Source organism: Ruegeria profundi (genome assembly GCF_049800715.1).
GTDB lineage: Bacteria > Pseudomonadota > Alphaproteobacteria > Rhodobacterales > Rhodobacteraceae > Ruegeria > Ruegeria profundi_A.
Map to the genome: position 1 here is coordinate 187,780 of NZ_JBNAFO010000001.1, position 19,547 is coordinate 207,326.

General features: G+C 57.3%; 23 protein-coding genes. 5 read left to right on the top strand and 18 right to left on the bottom strand.

What is annotated here, in order from left to right; all coding sequences use genetic code 11:
• The first annotated feature begins 80 nt into the window (after positions 1–80).
• On the top strand, positions 81–848 hold the full coding sequence (locus ACP15L_RS00915) for an SDR family oxidoreductase (RefSeq protein WP_425082790.1): 768 nt from the start codon (positions 81–83) through the stop codon (positions 846–848).
• On the opposite strand, the gene ACP15L_RS00920 is transcribed toward ACP15L_RS00915, so the two are convergent.
• Genes ACP15L_RS00920 through ACP15L_RS00935 form a run of 4 tightly spaced genes read right to left on the bottom strand, consistent with a single transcriptional unit; the run spans position 845 to position 4,854 of the window.
• Complete coding sequence (locus ACP15L_RS00920; RefSeq protein WP_425082791.1) at positions 845–1,714, bottom strand: acyl-CoA thioesterase; 870 nt, start codon at positions 1,712–1,714, stop codon at positions 845–847. The genes ACP15L_RS00915 and ACP15L_RS00920 overlap by 4 nt on opposite strands.
• 51 nt (positions 1,715–1,765) lie before the next feature.
• Positions 1,766–2,989 (bottom strand): serine hydrolase domain-containing protein, encoded by a 1,224-nt coding sequence (locus tag ACP15L_RS00925; protein ID WP_425082792.1) that lies wholly within the window; start codon positions 2,987–2,989, stop codon positions 1,766–1,768.
• 18 nt (positions 2,990–3,007) lie between these two features.
• Positions 3,008–4,033 carry a phosphotransferase gene (locus ACP15L_RS00930; RefSeq protein ID WP_425082793.1) on the bottom strand — a complete coding sequence of 342 codons (1,026 nt, stop codon included), beginning with the start codon at positions 4,031–4,033 and terminating at the stop codon, positions 3,008–3,010.
• 2 nt (positions 4,034–4,035) lie between these two features.
• Complete coding sequence (locus ACP15L_RS00935; RefSeq protein ID WP_425082794.1) at positions 4,036–4,854, bottom strand: SDR family NAD(P)-dependent oxidoreductase; 819 nt, start codon at positions 4,852–4,854, stop codon at positions 4,036–4,038.
• A 105-nt stretch (positions 4,855–4,959) separates the two neighbouring features.
• On the opposite strand from ACP15L_RS00935, the gene ACP15L_RS00940 reads away from it, so the two are divergent.
• From ACP15L_RS00940 to ACP15L_RS00950, 3 genes are all read left to right on the top strand, one after another.
• On the top strand, positions 4,960–5,961 hold the full coding sequence (locus ACP15L_RS00940) for an NADPH:quinone oxidoreductase family protein (RefSeq protein ID WP_425082795.1): 1,002 nt from the start codon (positions 4,960–4,962) through the stop codon (positions 5,959–5,961).
• A gap of 115 nt (positions 5,962–6,076) precedes the next feature.
• Positions 6,077–6,526, top strand: coding sequence for a type II 3-dehydroquinate dehydratase (aroQ, locus tag ACP15L_RS00945; RefSeq protein WP_425082796.1), 450 nt, complete (start codon positions 6,077–6,079; stop codon positions 6,524–6,526).
• Positions 6,523–7,278: a LuxR family transcriptional regulator gene (locus ACP15L_RS00950; protein ID WP_170764304.1), complete on the top strand. Its 756-nt coding sequence runs from the start codon at positions 6,523–6,525 to the stop codon at positions 7,276–7,278. Before aroQ ends, ACP15L_RS00950 begins: the two co-directional genes overlap by 4 nt.
• Before the next feature lie 362 nt (positions 7,279–7,640).
• On the opposite strand, the gene tsf is transcribed toward ACP15L_RS00950, so the two are convergent.
• The 5 genes from tsf to ACP15L_RS00975 all read right to left on the bottom strand — a co-directional run bounded on the left by tsf (position 7,641) and on the right by ACP15L_RS00975 (position 11,422).
• Positions 7,641–8,516, bottom strand: a complete 876-nt coding sequence (gene tsf / locus ACP15L_RS00955; RefSeq protein ID WP_170479447.1) for a translation elongation factor Ts — start codon at positions 8,514–8,516, stop codon at positions 7,641–7,643.
• 77 nt (positions 8,517–8,593) lie between these two features.
• Complete coding sequence (rpsB, locus tag ACP15L_RS00960) at positions 8,594–9,376, bottom strand: 30S ribosomal protein S2 (protein WP_170466928.1); 783 nt, start codon at positions 9,374–9,376, stop codon at positions 8,594–8,596.
• A gap of 166 nt (positions 9,377–9,542) precedes the next feature.
• Positions 9,543–10,397 (bottom strand): lysophospholipid acyltransferase family protein, encoded by an 855-nt coding sequence (locus tag ACP15L_RS00965; protein WP_425082797.1) that lies wholly within the window; start codon positions 10,395–10,397, stop codon positions 9,543–9,545.
• Complete coding sequence (locus tag ACP15L_RS00970; protein WP_170659564.1) at positions 10,384–11,139, bottom strand: GNAT family N-acyltransferase; 756 nt, start codon at positions 11,137–11,139, stop codon at positions 10,384–10,386. Before ACP15L_RS00970 ends, ACP15L_RS00965 begins: the two co-directional genes overlap by 14 nt.
• Before the next feature lie 100 nt (positions 11,140–11,239).
• Positions 11,240–11,422 (bottom strand): DUF3553 domain-containing protein, encoded by a 183-nt coding sequence (locus ACP15L_RS00975; protein WP_170373734.1) that lies wholly within the window; start codon positions 11,420–11,422, stop codon positions 11,240–11,242.
• A 40-nt stretch (positions 11,423–11,462) separates the two neighbouring features.
• Between ACP15L_RS00975 and ACP15L_RS00980 the strand changes: the two genes are divergently transcribed.
• Complete coding sequence (locus ACP15L_RS00980) at positions 11,463–12,059, top strand: histidine phosphotransferase family protein (protein WP_425082798.1); 597 nt, start codon at positions 11,463–11,465, stop codon at positions 12,057–12,059.
• On the opposite strand, the gene ACP15L_RS00985 is transcribed toward ACP15L_RS00980, so the two are convergent.
• From ACP15L_RS00985 to ACP15L_RS01025, 9 genes are all read right to left on the bottom strand, one after another.
• Positions 12,056–13,318, bottom strand: coding sequence for a glutamate-5-semialdehyde dehydrogenase (locus ACP15L_RS00985; protein ID WP_425082799.1), 1,263 nt, complete (start codon positions 13,316–13,318; stop codon positions 12,056–12,058). The genes ACP15L_RS00980 and ACP15L_RS00985 overlap by 4 nt on opposite strands.
• 21 nt (positions 13,319–13,339) lie before the next feature.
• Entirely contained in the window at positions 13,340–14,446 is a 1,107-nt protein-coding gene (gene proB, locus ACP15L_RS00990) for a glutamate 5-kinase (RefSeq protein WP_425082800.1), read from the bottom strand.
• A complete protein-coding gene (gene obgE / locus ACP15L_RS00995; RefSeq protein ID WP_425082801.1) occupies positions 14,434–15,468 on the bottom strand; it encodes a GTPase ObgE in 1,035 nt (344 codons plus the stop codon). The genes proB and obgE overlap by 13 nt, the downstream gene beginning before the upstream one ends.
• A 38-nt stretch (positions 15,469–15,506) precedes the next feature.
• Positions 15,507–16,043, bottom strand: a complete 537-nt coding sequence (locus ACP15L_RS01000) for a GNAT family N-acetyltransferase (RefSeq protein ID WP_170458229.1) — start codon at positions 16,041–16,043, stop codon at positions 15,507–15,509.
• The gene (locus ACP15L_RS01005) at positions 16,040–16,648 is read right to left on the bottom strand and encodes a LysE family translocator (protein WP_425082802.1); all 609 of its coding nucleotides are present in this window, start codon (positions 16,646–16,648) and stop codon (positions 16,040–16,042) included. The genes ACP15L_RS01000 and ACP15L_RS01005 overlap by 4 nt, the downstream gene beginning before the upstream one ends.
• A 96-nt stretch (positions 16,649–16,744) precedes the next feature.
• On the bottom strand, positions 16,745–17,014 hold the full coding sequence (gene rpmA / locus ACP15L_RS01010; protein ID WP_039535512.1) for a 50S ribosomal protein L27: 270 nt from the start codon (positions 17,012–17,014) through the stop codon (positions 16,745–16,747).
• An 11-nt stretch (positions 17,015–17,025) separates the two neighbouring features.
• Positions 17,026–17,631, bottom strand: coding sequence for a 50S ribosomal protein L21 (locus tag ACP15L_RS01015; RefSeq protein ID WP_425082803.1), 606 nt, complete (start codon positions 17,629–17,631; stop codon positions 17,026–17,028).
• 209 nt (positions 17,632–17,840) lie between these two features.
• Positions 17,841–18,641: a DUF2059 domain-containing protein gene (locus ACP15L_RS01020; protein ID WP_425082804.1), complete on the bottom strand. Its 801-nt coding sequence runs from the start codon at positions 18,639–18,641 to the stop codon at positions 17,841–17,843.
• Entirely contained in the window at positions 18,641–19,483 is an 843-nt protein-coding gene (locus tag ACP15L_RS01025; RefSeq protein WP_425082805.1) for a DUF2059 domain-containing protein, read from the bottom strand. The genes ACP15L_RS01020 and ACP15L_RS01025 overlap by 1 nt, the downstream gene beginning before the upstream one ends.
• Positions 19,484–19,547: the final 64 nt, after the last annotated feature.

The following is a 19,547-nucleotide window of genomic DNA, read 5'->3' on the forward strand; positions in this document are numbered from 1 at the left end:
CACTATTCTGTAATACGTGTAATTGGTATTATGGTAAATATGCTGACCACTAGTCAAACCCAACCATCGAGGATAACGATTTGGAACTCAGCGGAAAGACAGTTGTCATAACCGGCTCCGCTGGCGGTATTGGCAAAGGTCTCGCCGAGAGGTTCTCTGCAGATGGCGCAAACGTTGTCTGTTCCGACATCGAAGGAGCAACTGCGCAAGCCTTGGCGGAGGAAATCGGCGGGCACGCGTTTCCGTGCGACGTCTCCAGCGAAGCGCAGATCAAATCCCTGGTCGAGCATGTCGAAGATGAGATTGCTCCGATCGATCTGTTTTGTGCAAATGCGGGAATTCTGACACTCGGCGGTTTGGACGTGCCAGATGAAGACTGGAACCGCATTTGGGATATCAACGTGATGTCTCATGTCTGGATGGCACGTCATCTTATTCCAAGGTTCCTCAAACGCGGCCACGGCTACATCATGATCACGGCGTCGGCTGCCGGGCTTTTGAACCAACCCGGCGCGGCGCCGTATGGCGTCACCAAACACGCGACCATCGGTTTTGCAGAATGGTTGGCGTTGACCTACGGCCACAAGGGTTTGAAAGTTTCGGCCCTATGCCCGCAAGCTGTCAGATCTGAGATGACACGCGGTCACGAAACCGCGGTCGCGACTATTGACGGAATGCTCGAGCCGGAGGATGTCGCACAGGCCTGTGTGGACGGCATTCGAGCCGAGCAATTCCTGATCCTCCCTCATCCCGAAGTCCTTCAATACATTCGCCACAAAACAGCTGACTATGACCGATGGCTGCTCGGCATGAATAAATTAAATCAACAGTTCATAGGCGACCCTTAAGAGCGACTATTTGGTCGCCGCATCAATCCCTCTTGCGCAACTGACGCCACCAGAACGCCATCCTCAGAATAGATGGAGCCGCGATTGAAAGACCGCCCCTGCCCCGTCCACGGTGATTCCATCACATAGAGATGCCAGTTTTCAAAACGCACCGGCGCATGAAACCACAGCGCGTGATCCAAGCTCGCTGCGTTTACCTGACCCGTGAACCAACTCAGCCCATGGGGCCGCATGCCGGAACTCATCAGGCTCATGTCTGAGGCATAGGCCAGTATCAGGTGCTGCGTGCGGGGGTCGGTTGACGCTGCTCCAGGCATTCGGAACCAGATCTTGTTCTGATCGTCGGAAATTTCAGGTCGAAATGGGTCGAGATGATCCACTTCACGCACTTCGATAGGTCTCTCACGCAACAGCTCTTTCTTCATCTTTTCAGGGACTTGGTCCACATACTTGTGGCGAAGTTCGCTGCGCGATGGATGGGTTTCTGGGCTCTCAGAAGACGGCATTGGATGCTGATGAGACCATCCTTCATCCTCAACATGAAAGGATGCAGACATATTGAGGATCTGCTTACCGTGTTGGATCGCAACAACGCGCCGCGTGGTAAAAGACCCGCCGTCTCTGGCCCGGTCCACTTGATAAACAACGGGAATACTGGGATCACCCGGACGGATGAAATAAGCATGCAAGGAATGGCAGAGCCTGTCATCAACCGTTCTGTAGGCCGCTGCTAGTGCCTGAGCGATGACTTGGCCGCCAAAGATACGCGTCGGTGTCTCACCACCTGATCCAGTGCCCCGGAACAGGTCAACCTCAAGCCGTTCGATGTTCAGAAGATCCAGGAGAATACGCTCAGCTTCGGTCATGTGTTGCTCGATCTTGTTCATTTGGGGGATGAGGTACCAACACCCGCGCCATCAATCAATCACCGCACCCAAAACCAGAGCTTTGAGTTCCGCGCGGGATGGATAAGAGCTGGACGGCGACAATTGAGTGAAGAACGCAGCTGTCAAATCCAAGGACCGGTCAATCCAGAAATAGGTCGAGGCCATACCACCCCAACTGAAATCCCGGACAGACCCAGGCACTCCAGTACGACCCGGGTTCAGCACGACAGAGCCGCCCAACCCAAACCCCATACCTTCCATCGGTTGTTCCGCAAAACTACTGGGGCCCATGGAGGCAATATCGCCAGGTAAGTGATTGATCATCATGAAATCTACTGTCTTCGGACCCAATAGCCGTTCGCCATCGACCTGCCCTCGATTCCGCAGCATTTCAACAAACCGGCTATAGTCATCAATCGTTCCGACCAAGCCGCCACCGCCCGAGAACGTGGTGGTGGATTCGAACGGAGAAGATCCCGCTTGATCCACCAGCCTGAGCGTATCCTCGGACTGTTCGGCCGAGTTAAGATCCATCGCGTCACCGGCCAGAGGCGTATAGAGCGACGCAAATCTATCACCAGCGCCTTTGGGAACCACAAAGCCAGTCTCTCGCATACCAAGCGGTTCAAAGATGTCCTGCTGGAAGAACTGGTCCAACGTCTTTCCCGAGACGACCTCAACAACGCGACCTAGGACGTCGGTGCTTACCGAATACTCCCATCGGCTACCCGGTTGAAATGCGAGTGGCAGCGCGGCGAGATCGCTTACTCTGTCCTTAAGAAGCCCTTGATTGGGTTTGAAGATCATATCCCGCTCATCCATCGCCGATGGCAGAAGACCAGGATTGAATGGGTAGCTGAACCCGCTCGTGTGGGTCAGTAGCTGATGGAGCGTCGGTGGCGGCGCGGCTTGGGTCTGATCCAACCGCTCGGCATTGGGAACCAACGCCTGAGGCGCGGAAAACTCGGGCAGATACGAGGACAAAGGTGCGCCAAGCTGGATCAATCCACCCTCGACCAGCATCATCAACGCAACTGAGGTGATCGGTTTGGTCATCGAGTAGATACGGACCAGCGTGTCACGTTCGAAAGGGAGTCCTGCTTCGACGTTGCGCTGACCGCAGGCGTGGAAGAAGACCTCCTGCCCTTTGTGTTTTAGAAGAACTGAGCTGCCGGGATATTTTCGTTTATCTACATAGCGTTGCATCCACGGGCGAACGCGATCCAACCTGTCTTGATCCAACGTAACCGGCATTCCAAAGTTCCCTATGCCCTAGGCATCCAAAGCCGACAAACCATGCTGCGCAAAGAGCGGCACGTAGTCACCGAAAAGTTTCGCCCGCCCCGGGTCCGAGGCGTTGCCGTCCAGCGCGCGTTTGTAGACGCCCTGCAGAATGGCGGCCATGCGGAAGAAGTTAAAGGCAAGATAGAACCCAAAATCCTTGATTTCCGGCAGCCCACGTCGCGTGCAATATTGACCGATATAGTCTCTATCACTGGGCAATCCGAGGGTTTTGCGGTAAATCCCGGCCAGCCCCCGCCCTTCTGGCCCCGGAGGCAGCTGCCACTGCATGATCACCGCAGCAAGGTCGGCGTAAGGGTGGCCGATCGTCGACAACTCCCAATCCAGCACGCCGATACACCGGGAGCCGCCGCGTTCAAACGTCAGGTTGTCGATCCGGTAGTCGCCATGCACAAGACTGCGCTGACCATCGTCTTCGGGCAAAGCCGCCTCCAACGCTGTGATCAGCGCATCCATCTGAGCGATCTTGTTTGTCTCAGACGCGCGGTACTGCTTTGTCCAGCGCGCGATCTGACGTTCGAAGTAATTGCCGCTCGGGCCATAGTCGGCGAGGCCCACTGCTTCGATATCGACGGAATGCAAGGCGGCCAGTACCCGGTTCATTTCGTCCATGACGGCGGTGCGCGTCTCGTTGCTTTCACCGGTCAGGGTTGGTTCCAGGAAGACACGACCCTCTAGGTGTTCCATCACGTAAAAAGCGGACCCTATGACTGAGGTATCTTCGCATAGAAGAAACATCTCGGGCACAGGGACATCACTGCCTGCAAGCGCCTGTTGCACGCGAAATTCGCGCTCCACTGCATGCGCGGATTTCAGTAGCTTTCCCATAGGCTTACGACGCAAAACGTAAGTGCAATCCGGCGTCTCAAGTGCGAAAGTCGGGTTGGATTGCCCGATATCGAACTTGTGGGCCTTCAGAGGGCCACTGTACCCTGAGAGGTTTGCGGCAAGGTAGGTATCAACGGCGTCCAGATCCAATGGGCTTTTCGTATTCATTGTCAAAACGCTTCGGCAAAGATGTTGCCTGCTGTGACTACGTTGATGCCTCCGGACACGGGGATGACGGCTCCGGTCACGTAGCTGCCCCCTCGCCCGCAGAGAAACAGCATGCAGCCAGCGATGTCATCATCACGCCCAACTCGGCCAAGAGGAACCGATTTGCCGACCTTCTCGCGCGTTGTCTCATCCGCAGTTGCAAAAGCGGTCATGCGCGAGACGAACGGGCCGGGTGCCAGAGCGTTGACGGTGACATGGTAAGGCGACAGTTCTTTGGCTAGGATTTTGGTCAGATGCAGGACAGCCGCCTTGGAGGCCGAATAGCTGTATGCCCCGTCGCCCATCGGAACCTCCCCCATGACCGAGCCCACATTGACCACCCGCGCCGGGTCTTCGGCGGTGCCGGATTTCATAAGCAATGGCAGTAGTTTCTGCGTTAGCTCAAACACACCCGCGACGTTGACGGACATCACTTTGTCCCACGCGTCATGAGGGAATTGACCCAAAGGCGCCCCCCAGGACACACCGGAATTATTCATCAAAATATCAAGGCGTTCCGTCCGTTTATTGATCTCGGTAACGACTTCGTCGATTCCGTCTTTGCTGCCCAGATCCCCAGCAAACCCCTCGGCGCTACCGGGGGCATCCAGCGCGTTTAGCTCCGCCGCAACGGCCTCACAGGCTTCACCTTTACGGGAGGCGATCAGCACATGCGCTCCGGCCCGAACAAGTGCTTCGGCGGCCATGCGGCCAATTCCGGTGGCACCGCCCGTGACCAGAGCCACCTTTCCATCCAAAGAAAACAGGGTTTCCGGGGTCATGCCGCACTCCTCGCTTGTCGTAGGGGAAAGAGGGTGCGCCGTTGACAGCGCGCGATCCCGCCCCAAAATTCCATCTGCAAGAATAACAGGAACAATGAGGGCAACATGCAAGCATTACTCAGCGTCGCAGCGGGTGGACCGGAGACTCTGGAATTGACCACCCTGCCCGATCCGACCCCGGGCCGCGGAGAGATTCTGGTTGGAGTTAAAGCCTCCGGGGTGAACTTTCCCGATACGCTGATGATCCGCGACCTTTATCAGATCAAGCCACCGCGCCCCTTCGCCCCTGGCGGCGAAATCGCAGGTGAGGTGCTTACGCTTGGCGAAGGCGTTGAGGGGTTCGAAGTCGGAGATCGCGTACTGGCTCTGACAGGTCATGGCGGCTTTGCCACGCATCTTGCGATCAAAGCCAGGGACGCAATCAAGTTTCCCGATACCATGCCCTTTGATGAGGCGGCGTGTTTTATCTTCACCTACGGCACCTCTTACCACGCTCTCAAGGATCGGGCGGCCCTTCAACCGGGTGAGACGCTGTTGGTTCTGGGGGCCGCAGGCGGTGTCGGATCGGCGGCGATCGAGTTGGGCAAAGCCATGGGCGCGCGAGTCATCGCTGCGGTTTCCACACCGGACAAAGCTGAATTCTGCCGCTCGATCGGTGCGGATGAGACGATCCTGTACCCCAAGGGCCCCGACAAAGACGCGCAAAAAGCGTTTTCGAAAGATATCAAGGCACTGGCGGGCGCCGAGGGTGTCGATGTCATCTATGATGCGGTTGGCGGAGCCTATGCGGAACCCGCCTTGCGCAGCATTGCGTGGAAGGGTCGATATCTGGTTGTCGGGTTTCCGGCTGGAATCCCCAGCGTACCGCTCAATCTCGCGCTGCTGAAAGGATGCCAAATCGTCGGCGTCTTCTGGGGGGCCTCCGTCTTTCGTGAACCTGACGCTCATGCCGAAAATCTAAGCGAATTGTTTGGCTTATACGCCGAAGATAAAGTCAAACCCCGTATCACGGCGCGCTTCCCGTTGTCCGAGGGCGCGGCGGCAATCGAGCTGCTTTCTCAGCGCTCCGTTCTCGGAAAGGTTGTAGTGACACTAGACGAACCCTAACTGGAGCGGGTTGCATCAAAAGCAGCTTTGTCAGCCCACTCGCCTCATTGGAGCATTGTCCGGTAGACATCCCCACCAAATGCCGTTTAAGAAACGAATATGGGGACGGAGATTTATGAATAAAATTCTTGTGTTGAATGGCCCGAACCTCAATCTTTTGGGCACCCGGCAGCCTGAGGTCTACGGCAGCACCACCTTGAAAATGGTGGAGGAGCAATGCGTTGCTCATGGCACGTCTATCGGGCTTGAGGTTTCGACATTTCAATCCAATCACGAAGGTGCGCTGATAGACGCCATCCATCAGGCCCGTGGCACGCAGAACGGTTTGGTTCTGAACGCAGGCGCCTATACTCATACGTCGATTGCCCTGATGGATGCGATTGCCTCGGTAGAGCTGCCTTTGGTCGAGGTTCACCTGTCCAACATCCATGCGCGGGAAAGCTTCCGCCACAAGTCCTACATCGCGTCGGTTGCCCTTGGGCAGATCTGCGGTTTTGGTGCGCAGAGTTATGTTTTGGCGCTGGATGCCTTGGCGGCTCATCTGAAATCAGGGGATGTTACATGAAGCTGAAGGAATATCTTCGCTTTGTCAGCTATGCCAGAACCCTGGAAGAGCTTTGGGATGCCCATTGCCGACAGATGGCCATATACGGGTTTGACCGGCTAATTTATGGCTACACTCAATATCTTACTGCCACATCCTTGGGCGACCCTGAGGATTTTGTCATCCTCAGCAATCATCGGCGGGAATATGTTGATGGTTTTCTTGGTGACAGCAGGTATTCCAACGCTCCGATGCTGCAATGGGCTTTGAACAACGATGGCGCGGCAAGCTGGGGGTTGATTCAGGATTTGGCCTCGAACGGGGAACTCACGCCCGAGCAGCAAAAGGTTGTGGATTTCAACAAGTCGCACAACGTGCTTGCTGGATATACTGTCAGCTTCAACTCGGTCTCGGTGCGGTCCAAGGGTGCGATCTCGCTATCGGCCGAAGAAAACCGCAACCAGGACGAGATTGACGACATGTGGGAAGAGCATGGCGAGGATATCCTTCTGATGAACAACATCGCTCATCTCAAGATCCTGACCCTGCCCTACACACCGCCGAATCGGTCGCTCACCAAACGTCAGCGAGAGGCGCTGCAATGGGTCGGTGATGGCAAAACGACTCAGGATATAGCCCTGCTGATGGGGCTGACGGCGGCGACAGTAGAAAAACACCTGAGGCTGGCACGCGAATCGCTTTCGGTCGAGACGACAGCCCAAGCTGTTCTCAAAGCCGCCCTACACAACCAGATGTATGTGATGGAAGCCTAAACACAAGAGATTGACGCCAAACCGCGTCAATTTACCTAAGGTAAGGAAATCATGACTTCCCATCTTCACGGGAAAATTGCAGATTGATACCGTTCCGTGAGTGGTGGCTTTAGCCAAGGAACATTCGATTGGATCTTTGCAATACCAGAGCTCTCCAATCACTCTGACTTTTGGAGCGCCTATTCGTCCGCGTACCGACGTCGGAATTTTGGAGGGTCCCGACCATCCCCATCATGCGGGGCCCTCCATTCACCTTCTGCTTGAACAGACAAATCTATCTCTGGCACGAAAAAACCGGCCACGTTCGACGTGACCGGTTCTGAATGTCGTTAGGCCCCGCAACCGGGGCCTGGAGCAAATGCTTAGCCTTGGGCCGCTTTGGCAACTTCTGCAGCGAAGTCTTCTTTTTCGACCACGATGCCTTCGCCAACTTCCAGACGGATGAAGCCGGTGATGGTTGCGCCTGCTTCTTTTGCCGCTGCTTCAACGGTCAGGTCAGGGTTCACAACGAAGGACTGGTTGAGCAGAGTCGATTCAGCCACGAATTTCTTCATACGGCCTTCGATCATCTTCTCGATCACCTGCTCCGGCTTGCCGGATTCGCGGGCGATGTCCATCTGAACCTGCTTTTCTTTCTCGACAACAGCCGGATCCATGTCGGCCTCGGACAGAGCTGCCGGGTTAACAGCTGCGATGTGCATCGCAACCTGCTTGCCGATCGCTTCGTCGCCACCGGTCAGAGCAACCAGAACACCGATTTTGCCCATGCCGTTTGTGGCTGCGTTGTGCACGTAAGACACAACGGTGTCGCCCGACAGTTTCGACATGCGGCGCACCGACATGTTTTCACCGATGGTGGCGATCTTGTCAGTGATCGTGTCTGCGACGGACTTTCCGCCCAGATCAGCAGCCAACAGAGCTTCGACATTGTCGACGCCTTCAGCAGCGTAGGTGATCTTTCCGACCATTTCCTGGAACTCAGCGTTCTTCGCAACGAAGTCGGTTTCCGAGTTCACTTCGACAGCCACACCGTTGCCACCGTTGACGTGAACAGCAACCAGACCTTCTGCTGCGGTACGGCCCGATTTCTTAGCCGCTTTGGCTAGGCCTTTGGTGCGCAGCCAGTCAACGGCTTCGTCCATGTTGCCGCCGGTTTCGGTCAGGGCTTTTTTCGCGTCCATCATGCCTGCGCCGGTCGAGTCGCGCAGTTCTTTTACCATTGCTGCTGTGATTGCCATCTTTTGGCTCTCCTCAATTCAAACGGAATTGGGGCAGGTCATACCCTGCCCCATGTGTCAATTACGTGACGGGCAGCTTACGCTTCAGCCGGAGCTTCAGCGGCTTCTTCTGCAACAACCTCTTCAACAGGTGCTTCCTCAAAAGCACCCAGGTCAACGCCTGCAGCACCCATCTGAGCGGTCATACCGTCCAGAGCGGCACGTGCGGCCAGGTCACAGTACAGCGAGATCGCGCGGGCTGCGTCGTCGTTGCCGGGGATGATATAGTCAACGCCGTCGGGCGAGCAGTTGGTGTCGACAACAGCCACAACCGGGATACCCAGCTTGTTGGCTTCTGCGATGGCCAGTGCTTCTTTTTTGACGTCGATGACGAACAGCAGGTCAGGAACGCCGCCCATCTCACGGATACCGCCCAGCGAAGCCTGAAGCTTCTGCTGGTCACGCTCCATGCCCAGACGCTCTTTCTTGGTCAGGCCTTCTGCGCCCGCTTCCATGGCTTCGTCGATCTGGTTCAGACGGTTGATCGACTGGGAAACGGTTTTCCAGTTGGTCAGAGTGCCGCCCAGCCAGCGGTGGTTCATGTAGTACTGAGCCGACTTTTCAGCCGCTTCAGCAATCGGGCCAGCGGCCTGACGCTTGGTACCAACGAACAGAACGCGGCCACCTTTTGCGACGGTGTCACGAACGGCCTGCAGAGCCTGATCCAGCATCGGAACGGTCTGGGTCAGGTCCATGATGTGGATGCCATTGCGCGAGCCGTAGATGAACGGGCCCATGCGGGGATTCCAACGCTGTGTCTGGTGACCAAAGTGAACGCCAGCTTCCAGCAGCTGACGCATGGAGAACTCGGGAAGAGCCATGCTATTTTCCTTTTCCGGTTTACGCCTTGGCGGGGGTGAAAGAAGCGGATGCTCCAACCGGCGGTCTTGATGAGGATGTCTCCCTCAAAAAGCCCAAACCCCGCCTGCGGGTTTGAATGGCGCGCATATACGGCAGGTTTGGATGCAGCGCAAGGGCCAATCGCCCTTATTTTTCAAGCCGCGCCAAGCTATGCGCATGACGGACAGCCTCTTCGCAATGCGCAGCCAGCGCTTTGCGGTTTTCAAAACCGCTGACCTTCGCCGGCGCGTGATAAATCAACTCGACCGCCCCTTGCCTGCGCGCACCGAGCGTCTTCAGCAGATGCGGACCGAACTCCATGTCGCCCCACCAACCATAAAACCGGTCCGGCTCGCCCGCAGGGGCGTGAAACACCACCGAGACCGGCTGCACATACATGAAATCCCGCAGCTCATCTGCGAAGAACGCGGCAAAGAGCGTTGTTTTAAATGGCAAAACCCTGAGGCCATCGGTCGAGGTTCCTTCGGGGAAAAACAGCAGCTTATGCCCTGCTTTCAGGCGGGTTTCGAACACCTGCGTTTGTTCTTTTGCCTTTTTTCGGTCCCGTTCGATAAAAACCGTTCCGGTCGCGCGCGCCAACCAGCCGATACCGGGCCATTTCGCCACCTCGGCCTTGGATACGAAATACACCCGTTTGCGAGCGTTCAGCGCAAAGATATCCAGCCAGGAGGTGTGGTTGGCCACCACTGCACCACGCTCAGCCATCAGATCTCCGGAAGTGCGAAAACCTATGCCAAGAATGCGAAAGGCGTTGCGGCAAACAAATTGGGTGATGAACGGAGTTATTGGTCGGCGAATACCGAATAAGGGGAGTTCGATCAGGCGTATCGCCAGCAAGATGATCAAGCCACCAAAGACCAGCAGCGCCAACGGCACACCGCGCAAGAAAACCAATACCCACCCCAGAACGCCAAGGTGAATCGCATCCGGCGCGTCTTCACTGTTCCAAAGCGGATCACTCACGGGATTAGGCTCCGCCATAGATGCGCTTTTGCCGCTCGTTCATCCGAGCGGTATCTAGGATCAAGCAGACATCTGTGGTGTTAAAGCTGTGGTCGATAAAGGCCCCCTCGCCCACGAAACCGCCCAAACGCAGATAAGCTTTGATCAGCGCGGGCACCTGCACCATTGCTGCCCTGCGATCGAGGTCTTCGGGTGCCACGAGGTTCATGGATTGAAACACATCAGGCTGCGCACGGACCCTCAGATCGGCAGGCGCCAGGTGGTTGTGATGCAGCATCGACAAGGGCTGGGCGAGCGCTGTGACATCGGTGCCGTGAAAGCTGGCAACACCGAACAAAACCTCGATCTCACGCTCGTTGACATAGGCCGCCAAACCGTTCCACAGGTGATACATGGCCGTGCCGCCGCGATAGTCCGGATGCAGGCAAGACCGGCCAAGCTCTAGCAGCTTGCGACTGCTTTGCTTCAGAACTGTCAGATCATACTCGTCCTCGGAGTAAAACTGGCCTAACTCTGCCGCACGTTCGCCCGGTAACAGCCTGTAAACGCCGACAGTTTCCCCGGTTTGATCGTCGATCGCCAACATGTGATCGAAATACGGATCGAACTTGTCTTGCTCTAGACCGGCATCGTGATCGACCATCTCTCCGCCACCACCTAATTCGCGTACAAACACGTCGTAGCGCAAGCGTTGCGCGGCGCGCAGGTCCTGTTCGGTTTCAGCGAGTCGGATGGTGAAAGAAGGGCCTGAATCCGGCATGTCGTTCCTTGAAGTTGCCTCCGGCTGATACCGCAGCTTTTCCCCCAAAGGCAATACGGGTCCCATCTGATGACTGGCGTTAACCTTTCCTAAACCAGTTTCACGGATCAAAGACCGGCATCAAGGCGATACGCGATCCGTCGATTACCACTTTCCCCTGCTCGCGGAAGTTCACGGTAATCTTGCCCCCGATATTGGACTGCACCTGTCCAACGCCCCAATCGGGGAAATCGGGGTGGCGGACGAACATGCCCGGTGCAAGAATGGCATTGAGGTCTGTCATGGGGGCTCCGGTCTGATGGCAGATACAGCAGGAGGTACGCATGGGCGCCACAGACGTCAACCTGGCCGAGCTCATTGGCTCGCGCATCTGTCACGATCTGATCAGCCCGATCGGGGCCATCACCAACGGGCTGGAGCTGTTGGATATGGTTGGCGCGGTACAAGGCCCCGAGATGGAGCTTATCTCGGGCAGTGTCGGCAGTGCTGGCGCGCGCATTCGGTTTTTTCGCGTGGCCTTTGGCTCGGCCAGCGACCAGCCATTGGGGCGCAGCGAGGTCGCCGAGTTGCTAAAAGACGTGGAACGAGCAGGTCGTGTGCGGGTCAACTGGAACCTGACCGAGGCTGTGCCACGCAATCAGGTCAAACTGGCCTTTCTGGCCCTGATGTGCTGCGAGAGCGCGATGCCGTTTGGCGGGCAGGTCGATATATCGACCTCTGACATCGGTTGGCAGGTAACAGGCACAGCCGATAAGCTGAACATTGACAATGACTTGTGGAAGAATGCTGCCACGGGCAACTTCGCCAACAAACTCACCCCTGCGCAGGTTCAGTTTGCCTTGCTGCCGGAAACGGCGGCGGCCATGGGGCGGCGGGTTGCGGTCGAAACCGCCACAACCCGCGTCACCCTAAGGTTTTAGGTACGGGTCGTTCCGTTACCGCGCACCAGATATTGGAAGCTGGTCAACTGCGCCGCGCCTACCGGACCACGTGCGTGCATTTTACCCGTGGCAATGCCGATCTCAGCGCCCATCCCAAACTCACCGCCATCCGCAAACTGCGTTGACGCATTGTGCATCAGGATGGCGCTGTCCAACCGCTGGAAGAACCGAGCCGCAGCCGCGTCATCCTCGGTCATGATGCAATCGGTGTGGTTCGAGCCAAAGTGCTGGATATGCGCAATGGCGGCGTCAATGTCGGCGACAGGTTTGGCGGCAATGATGCTGTCCAGAAACTCTTTGCCCCAATCCTCAGAGGTGGCTTGGTTTGTTCCGTCGACGGCCAGAACACCTTCGGCATGAACCTCGACCCCGGCGGCCATAAGCGCGGCAATCACGTCGCGCCCGAGGGTTTCGGCCACATCCTGATGGATCAGCAGACACTCTGCCGCGCCGCAAATACCGGTACGACGAGTCTTGGCGTTGAGCACCACGTCCAGCGTTTTCTGCGGGTCGGCAGCTTTGTCGATGTAGATATGCACTATGCCTTCAAGATGGGCGAAGACCGGCACGCGTGCTTCGCGCTGAACCAGCCCAACCAGCCCTTTGCCGCCCCGCGGAACGATGACGTCTACATAGTCAGTCATGGTCAGCAATTCCTGCACCGCCGCGCGGTCACGGGTCGGCACGAGTTGAATTGAGTCCTCAGGCAAGTTCGCGGCCTTCAGACCTTCGACCAGACAGGCGTGGATGGCCGTTGAGGAGTGAAAACTCTCGGAGCCACCGCGCAAGATGACGGCGTTGCCGGACTTCAGGCACAAAGCGCCAGCATCGGCGGTCACGTTGGGGCGGCTTTCGTAAATCACCCCAATGACACCCAACGGCGTGCGCACACGCTGAATGTTGAGGCCCGAGGGCATGTCCCACTCGGTCATCACCTCGCCCACCGGATCGGTCTGATCAGCCACCGTGCGCAGGCCATCGACCATGCCCTGAATGCGGTCCTCATCCAGCATCAGACGGTCCATCATGGCGGGGCTCAGGCCCTTTTCACATCCGAACTCCAGATCCTTCTTGTTGGCTTCGATGATCTGAGCGCGATTGGCCCAGACAGCCTCAGCCGCGGCGATCAGGGCTGCGTGTTTACGCTCCGCCGTGGCAAAGGCCAGCTCGCGCGCGGCAGCTTTGGCGCGTTTACCCAGATCGGCCATCAGAGCGGGAATATTGTCGAGATCCTTCATAACCTTAGCCTTTCTGCGCCTTTATAGCGCCAAATCGTCCCTGTGAATCAGCGCTGCGCGACCAGGGTAGCCCAGCGTTGCCTCAATCTCTGAGGATTTTCGTCCTTTGATTGCGTCAGCCTCTTGCGCGGTATAGCGGCTGATGCCCTGCGCCAGTCGACGCTCTTGCAGATCAAGAATGGCAACCGGATCGCCGCGTCCGAAATCACCGGTCACTTCGACAATACCCGCAGGCAACAGGCTTTTGCCATTTGAAAGCGCCTTTGCGGCCCCATCGTCAATCGTTATCTCTCCGCGCGGTTTCATTGCCGAGATCCAGCGCTTGCGCGCTGCATGCGGATCAAGCGTCGCCGTAAACCACGTGCTGTTCGCGCCATTCTCAAGCGATTGCAAAGGGTTGAGTGTCGATCCTTCGGTGATCGCCATATCGCAGCCCGCAGCCGTCGCCATCTTGGCCGCCATCAGCTTGGTCTTCATACCGCCTTTGGAGAGGCCTGAACCGGCGTCTCCGGCCATCGCCTCAATCTCGGGTGTAATCTGTTCGATCGTGTCGTAGCGGGTGGCCGAGGCATCTTCGTTTGGATTGCCGGTATAGAACCCGTCCACATCCGACAGAAGGATCAATTGATCCGCACCAACGGTCACCGCGATCTGAGCAGCCAGCCGGTCATTGTCGCCATAGCGGATTTCATCCGTGGCAACGGTGTCATTTTCGTTGACAATAGGCACAACGCCCAGACCCAAGAGCGTCTCAAGTGTCGCGCGAGAGTTCAGATAGCGGCGACGATCCTCGCTATCCTCGAGCGTCACAAGCACTTGGGCCGTGGTGATCTGGTGCGGGGTCAGTGCCTCTTCGTAAGCACGCGCCAGACGGATCTGACCAACAGCAGCTGCGGCTTGAGATTGCTCCAGAGCCAACGCCGCCGCAGGCAGGCCCAAAACACCGCGCCCCAAAGCGATCGAGCCAGAAGACACCAGAATCACGTCCGTGCCCTGCCCCTTCAGCCAGGCCACGTCCTGAGCCAGCGATTTCAACCAGTCCGAGCGTAGCTGTCCCGTGTTCCGATCCACCAACAAAGCGGACCCGATCTTGACCACCAGCCGACGGGCTGCGGTTAGGGTTGCCACGGCGCTGCCTCCTCGGCGGGTTTCTGGCGCAGGCGATTTTCGTCGATCTGAGCACGGAGGGCTCGCAGCACTTCGGTCACGCCCAGATGCGCGACGCCCGACATCGTCATGACCGGGCCGCCGACGGCCTCTTCCAGCTCAGCCCTAGCCAAATCACGTTCTTCGTCATCCAGCGCGTCAACTTTGTTCAAAACCGTGATCCGAGGTTTCTCGGCCAGTTCTCCGCCATAGGCCTCAAGCTCATGTACGATGGTGCGGTAGTCTTCGGCCACGGTTTCCGAGGTGCCATCGACCAGATGCAGCAATACGGCGCAGCGTTCTACGTGGCCGAGGAACCGGTCTCCGATCCCGCGCCCTTCATGAGCCCCTTCGATCAGGCCGGGAATGTCGGCCACCACAAATTCCACATTGTCTACGCCGACCACGCCCAGATTGGGGTGCAGCGTGGTAAACGGATAGTCGGCGATTTTAGGCCGCGCGTTCGAAGTAGCAGCCAGAAAGGTCGATTTGCCTGCATTGGGCATGCCCAACAAGCCAACATCCGCGATCAGTTTCAGCCGCAGCCAGATAGTGCGGTCAATACCCGCCTGCCCCGGATTGGCCCGGCGCGGTGCCTGGTTGGTTGCGGATTTGAAGTGAAGGTTACCAAAACCGCCATTGCCGCCCTTGGCCAGCAGAACCCGCTGCCCGACCTCGGTCAGGTCGCAAATCACGGTCTCTTCGTCCTCATCGAGGATCTCGGTCCCGACGGGAACGCGCAGGATGATGTCGTCACCATCCTTACCGGTGCGTTGCTGACCCCGGCCCGGTTGTCCGTTCTTGGCAAAGAAATGCTGCTGATAGCGGAAGTCGATCAGGGTGTTCAGCCCGTCCACGACCTCGGCCCAGACGGACCCGCCTTTGCCGCCATCCCCGCCATCAGGGCCGCCGTATTCAATGTACTTTTCGCGTCGGAAGCTGACGCAGCCGCCACCTCCGGCCCCGGACCGGATGTAGACCTTTGCTAGATCGAGAAATTTCATGGTCTGTCCCCTACTGCAAAGGCCCCATCGGCCACAAGTCAGAGTTTCTTTGTATAGGTCCAGGTGGGCACATTCGCGTCGCGCGCCACCGAATAGCTTTCTGCATCGCCCAGATACTGGAACCCGCAATGGGTCAGTACCCGCGCCGAGGCTGGGTTGTCCTGAAACACGCTGGCGAACATATTGGCGTTCTCAAGCGGATTGGCACCGACCAGGGCCTCAACAGCCATCGAGGCAATGCCCGTGTTCCAATAGACAGGCGCAACCCAATAGCCAACCTCGGACTGGTTGCGATCAAGCCGCTGTAGTGAGATCAGGCCGATTAGCTCGGGCCCACCGTCCTTGGTGGCATCCATCGCCCAGACGTCCTCATCCCGATCTTCCGCCATCGAGCGGGTCACGAAGGCCTCGATCGAGCCCGGAGGCAACGGGTGCGGGATCGACGTGGTCATCCGCGCCACACGCTCATCACCTGCGTAATGTTCGATAAGCCCCATATCCGACCGACGCAGAGGGCGCAGATCGAACCGCTCGGTTTCGATGACCGGCTGATTTATGATTGCTTCAAGTTTCATGAGTGCGTTCCTCCTCCGAACAACACAAAAAGTACGGACGCAACAGTCAGACTGGCGAGCGTCCACATCAGATATTTTTCCTCAGGCCGACCTTCAACCACATGGGCGATCCGGTCCCCTGCAAATGTCCAGATCGGGTGCAAAACGATCTGGCAGAACAACAAACAAAGAGCGATCGTGAGCGTCGCCTCAAAACTGGACGTCCCCGCCGCAACAAACCCCGTGAACCCTGCAATGATCATCGCCCAGGCCTTGGGGTTCAGGGGATGCACGATGAGCCCAGACAGAAAGCCCGGCGCATTCCCTTCCGCTGCTGCACGAGACAGCCTTAGATTGGCGATCTTCCAGGCCAGCCAGAAAATATAAGCGGCAGAAGCGTATTTCAGCACCTCAAACGCCAGTGGAGCCTGGTCGGCAACCTGCATCAGACCAAAACCCACAGGCCAGATGATCAATTGCTTGCCCAACACGACCCCGGCCACAAAGGGCAACGCTGCGCGAAAGCCATAGCGCGCACCTGTTCCCATCAGGACCATGTTGGCCGGTCCCGGCGTGCCGACCTGTGAGGCGGCAAAGATGAGAAAGCTGGTGGTTGCGACGGGCATTGCTGTTTTGGATCACGACTGCGTTAAAACGAAAAAGGGACCGGCATTTTCTGCCGGTCCCCCATGAATTTTTTATTAAACCTTCTGGGTTTCGGCTTACTCTGCGGCCTCCGCCACTGGCAGGACCGAAATAAAGGTGCGGTTTTTGAGTCCCTTGTGGAACTTCACGGCGCCATCTGTGGTTGCAAAGATTGTGTGGTCTTTGCCCATGCCTACGCCTTCGCCCGGCCAGAACTTGGTGCCGCGCTGACGTACGATGATGTTGCCTGCGATGGCCGCCTGGCCACCATACAGTTTCACGCCAAGGCGGCGACCAGCTGAGTCGCGACCGTTACGGGAGGAACCGCCAGCTTTTTTATGTGCCATTCTCTCTCTCCTTAGCCTTGAGCCAGCTCTTTGGCTTGCTCAACCCATTCGGGCTTCACTTTGATGGTGTCGATAGCAGCAATCTGCTCGTCCGACAAGGCGGCCAGAGCGGCAAAGCTCTCGATACCGGCTTCAACCAGCTTTTTGGCAGCGGCAGGGCCAACACCGTTCAGCTTGGTCAGATCGTCAGCGGCAGCAGGTGCCTCTGCTTTGGCTTCTGCTTTCTTGGCAGGCTTTGCAGCAGGTGCCGCTTCGCCAGCCGGAGCAGAACCGGTTGCAGCTTTGATGCCCGACTTGTCAGCGCCCGACGACAGGATGTCGGTGATTTTGACCAGAGTCAGCTTCTGACGGTGGCCAACGGTACGCTTCGAGCTGTGCTTACGACGGCGCTTCACGAATTTGATGACCTTGTCACCTTTGATCTGTTCGATCACTTCGGCCTGTACGCCTGCGCCTTCAACGAAAGGTGCGCCAACAACCGGAGCGTCACCGCCCAGCATCAGAACATCGTTGAATTGAACTTTTTCACCTGCGTCGGCAGCCAGTTTTTCAACGCGGAGCACGTCGCCCGCCTGAACCTTGTACTGCTTGCCGCCAGTCTTGAGGACCGCAAACATGCGTCTTTCCTTTTCTAACCCGCGTTCTGTGGTCCCCTACCGGGCGTTTTTGGCTTGAAAGCCACCTCGAACAGCGCGCCCTGTTTGGGCTGTGTGGAAGACCCCGTGAGGTTTCAAAGGGTCATATAATAACGACACCCGGCGCGGAGAACCGGCCGGGATGCGCGCTTATCCACATAATGATAGGCAAAGTCAACACCCAAGACTGGTCAGAGATCAGAGGATTGCCACACCTGCGCCACCGCCGCGCCCAGACGGTACGAGATCCCATCAAACATCTCGTCAAACCCTTTGAACAGGGCCGCGTTCAGGGCCTGCCCGGTCTCGGTTCGGGAAAACGCAATATTCTCGCGCATCTCGACCTCATCCAGCGGTTGATAGGCCAGAAGCAGAAAGGAGTACAACCATGTGGTCGTCTCGGCCGTCACAGTGTCTTTCTGCGCCAGCAGCCCGTCCAGAACCTCTTCGTATTCGGCCAGACTGTCGCCGTAGAGACCCAGGAAAAAGTTGTAGTCCGCACTCAGCGAGCCTTGGACGTTCTGATCAATCAGGTCATTTGCACGGATGTATTCCTCGACCAGTTCGAACCGCGGCGAGTCGTGTTCGGTGCCCTCATAGGCCTCGTTCGCCATCTCTTCGATCGCCTCATCGGCAAAGGCTTTGCGGGCCGAGTTCTCCAGCGTCACGATCGTTTGCCCCAGATCGCTTTCGAAGAAAACGATTGCCTGATCCATCTGCTCCTTCGTCATGCCATCGGCGAAGGCTTCGGTCAGACGAGACTTCATCCAAGAATGGTTATAGATCTCTTGAACCTGATCGTGAAACAGAGGGCCTCCGTCACCGTCCAATAAGCTTTCCTCGAGTTCCTGCTGATGGACCATGCCTTCGTCGATCAGAATGCCCACAACCTGATCCAGCTTCATGGCATGCGCCAGCCGATTGGCCCGCTCATTCGCAACAGCTGGCAGCGCGCAGAAGAACGTCACCGCAAAGGCGAGCGCCAGACGCATCAGATATCCTGAGCCGGATGCAGGTCTGCCATTCGTGCTGCCAGAACCTCGAACCGCATGGCCATGATCTCATATTGGATCGCGTTCAGAAGCTCATAGACCTCTTGCATCAATGGCTGTTCAAGCGCCTCGGCATAAGCCTCGACCTCTTCGTCCGAGAAATCCTGATAGGTATAGGCCGCCCCTGCCAGCGCCGAAAGCTGCAAAGCCTGGCGCATCCCGGCCTCATTCTGCCGTAGCATCAACCGCAGCTCATCTGCGTCCAGTTGCAGGTCAATCACGCCAGACGCGCTGGCCGCCAGAAGAAACCTCAATTGGATCTCCTGCAGGGCACGCAACGAAGTCCCGCTGGCATCAATCGCATTGTTCATCCGCTTGAGCTGTTCCACCCGGGGCGAGCCATCCTGCACGAGGCCGGCCACGATTTCCTGCCCTTCCTGCTGTTTGGCCTCTTCATCGTCATTCAGATGCGCCGCGTTTTCGACTTCGACCAGCCTTTGACCGAGATCCGAGGCATAAAACTCAACTGCATGGGCCAACGCCTCATCGTTCAACGTCTCTTCGAGAATCGAGACCGCCGTTTCATGCATAAGCTGGGTATCGAACACCTCTTCGGTCAGGCGGGTCCAGTCTGATCCGAACCCATCGGGATCGATGCCCAGCATTTCAGGGGCAGAGCCGGACGCAAGCGCGATACTCTCCAACGCAACGTCAAACCCGGTGGTATTGAGGAAGGCTTCGATCCGGTCGCGATTGGCCGCAGCCGAAGAAACAGGGACCAAAACAAGCGCGACAAGCAGCGCGAGCAATGGGACAACAGAACGCTCAACTCGATTTTTCATAGCTATCAGCCTAGGTGTTTTGTTGCGGCAGGCAATGGAAAATCCAAGGAATGTGAATTCTGGG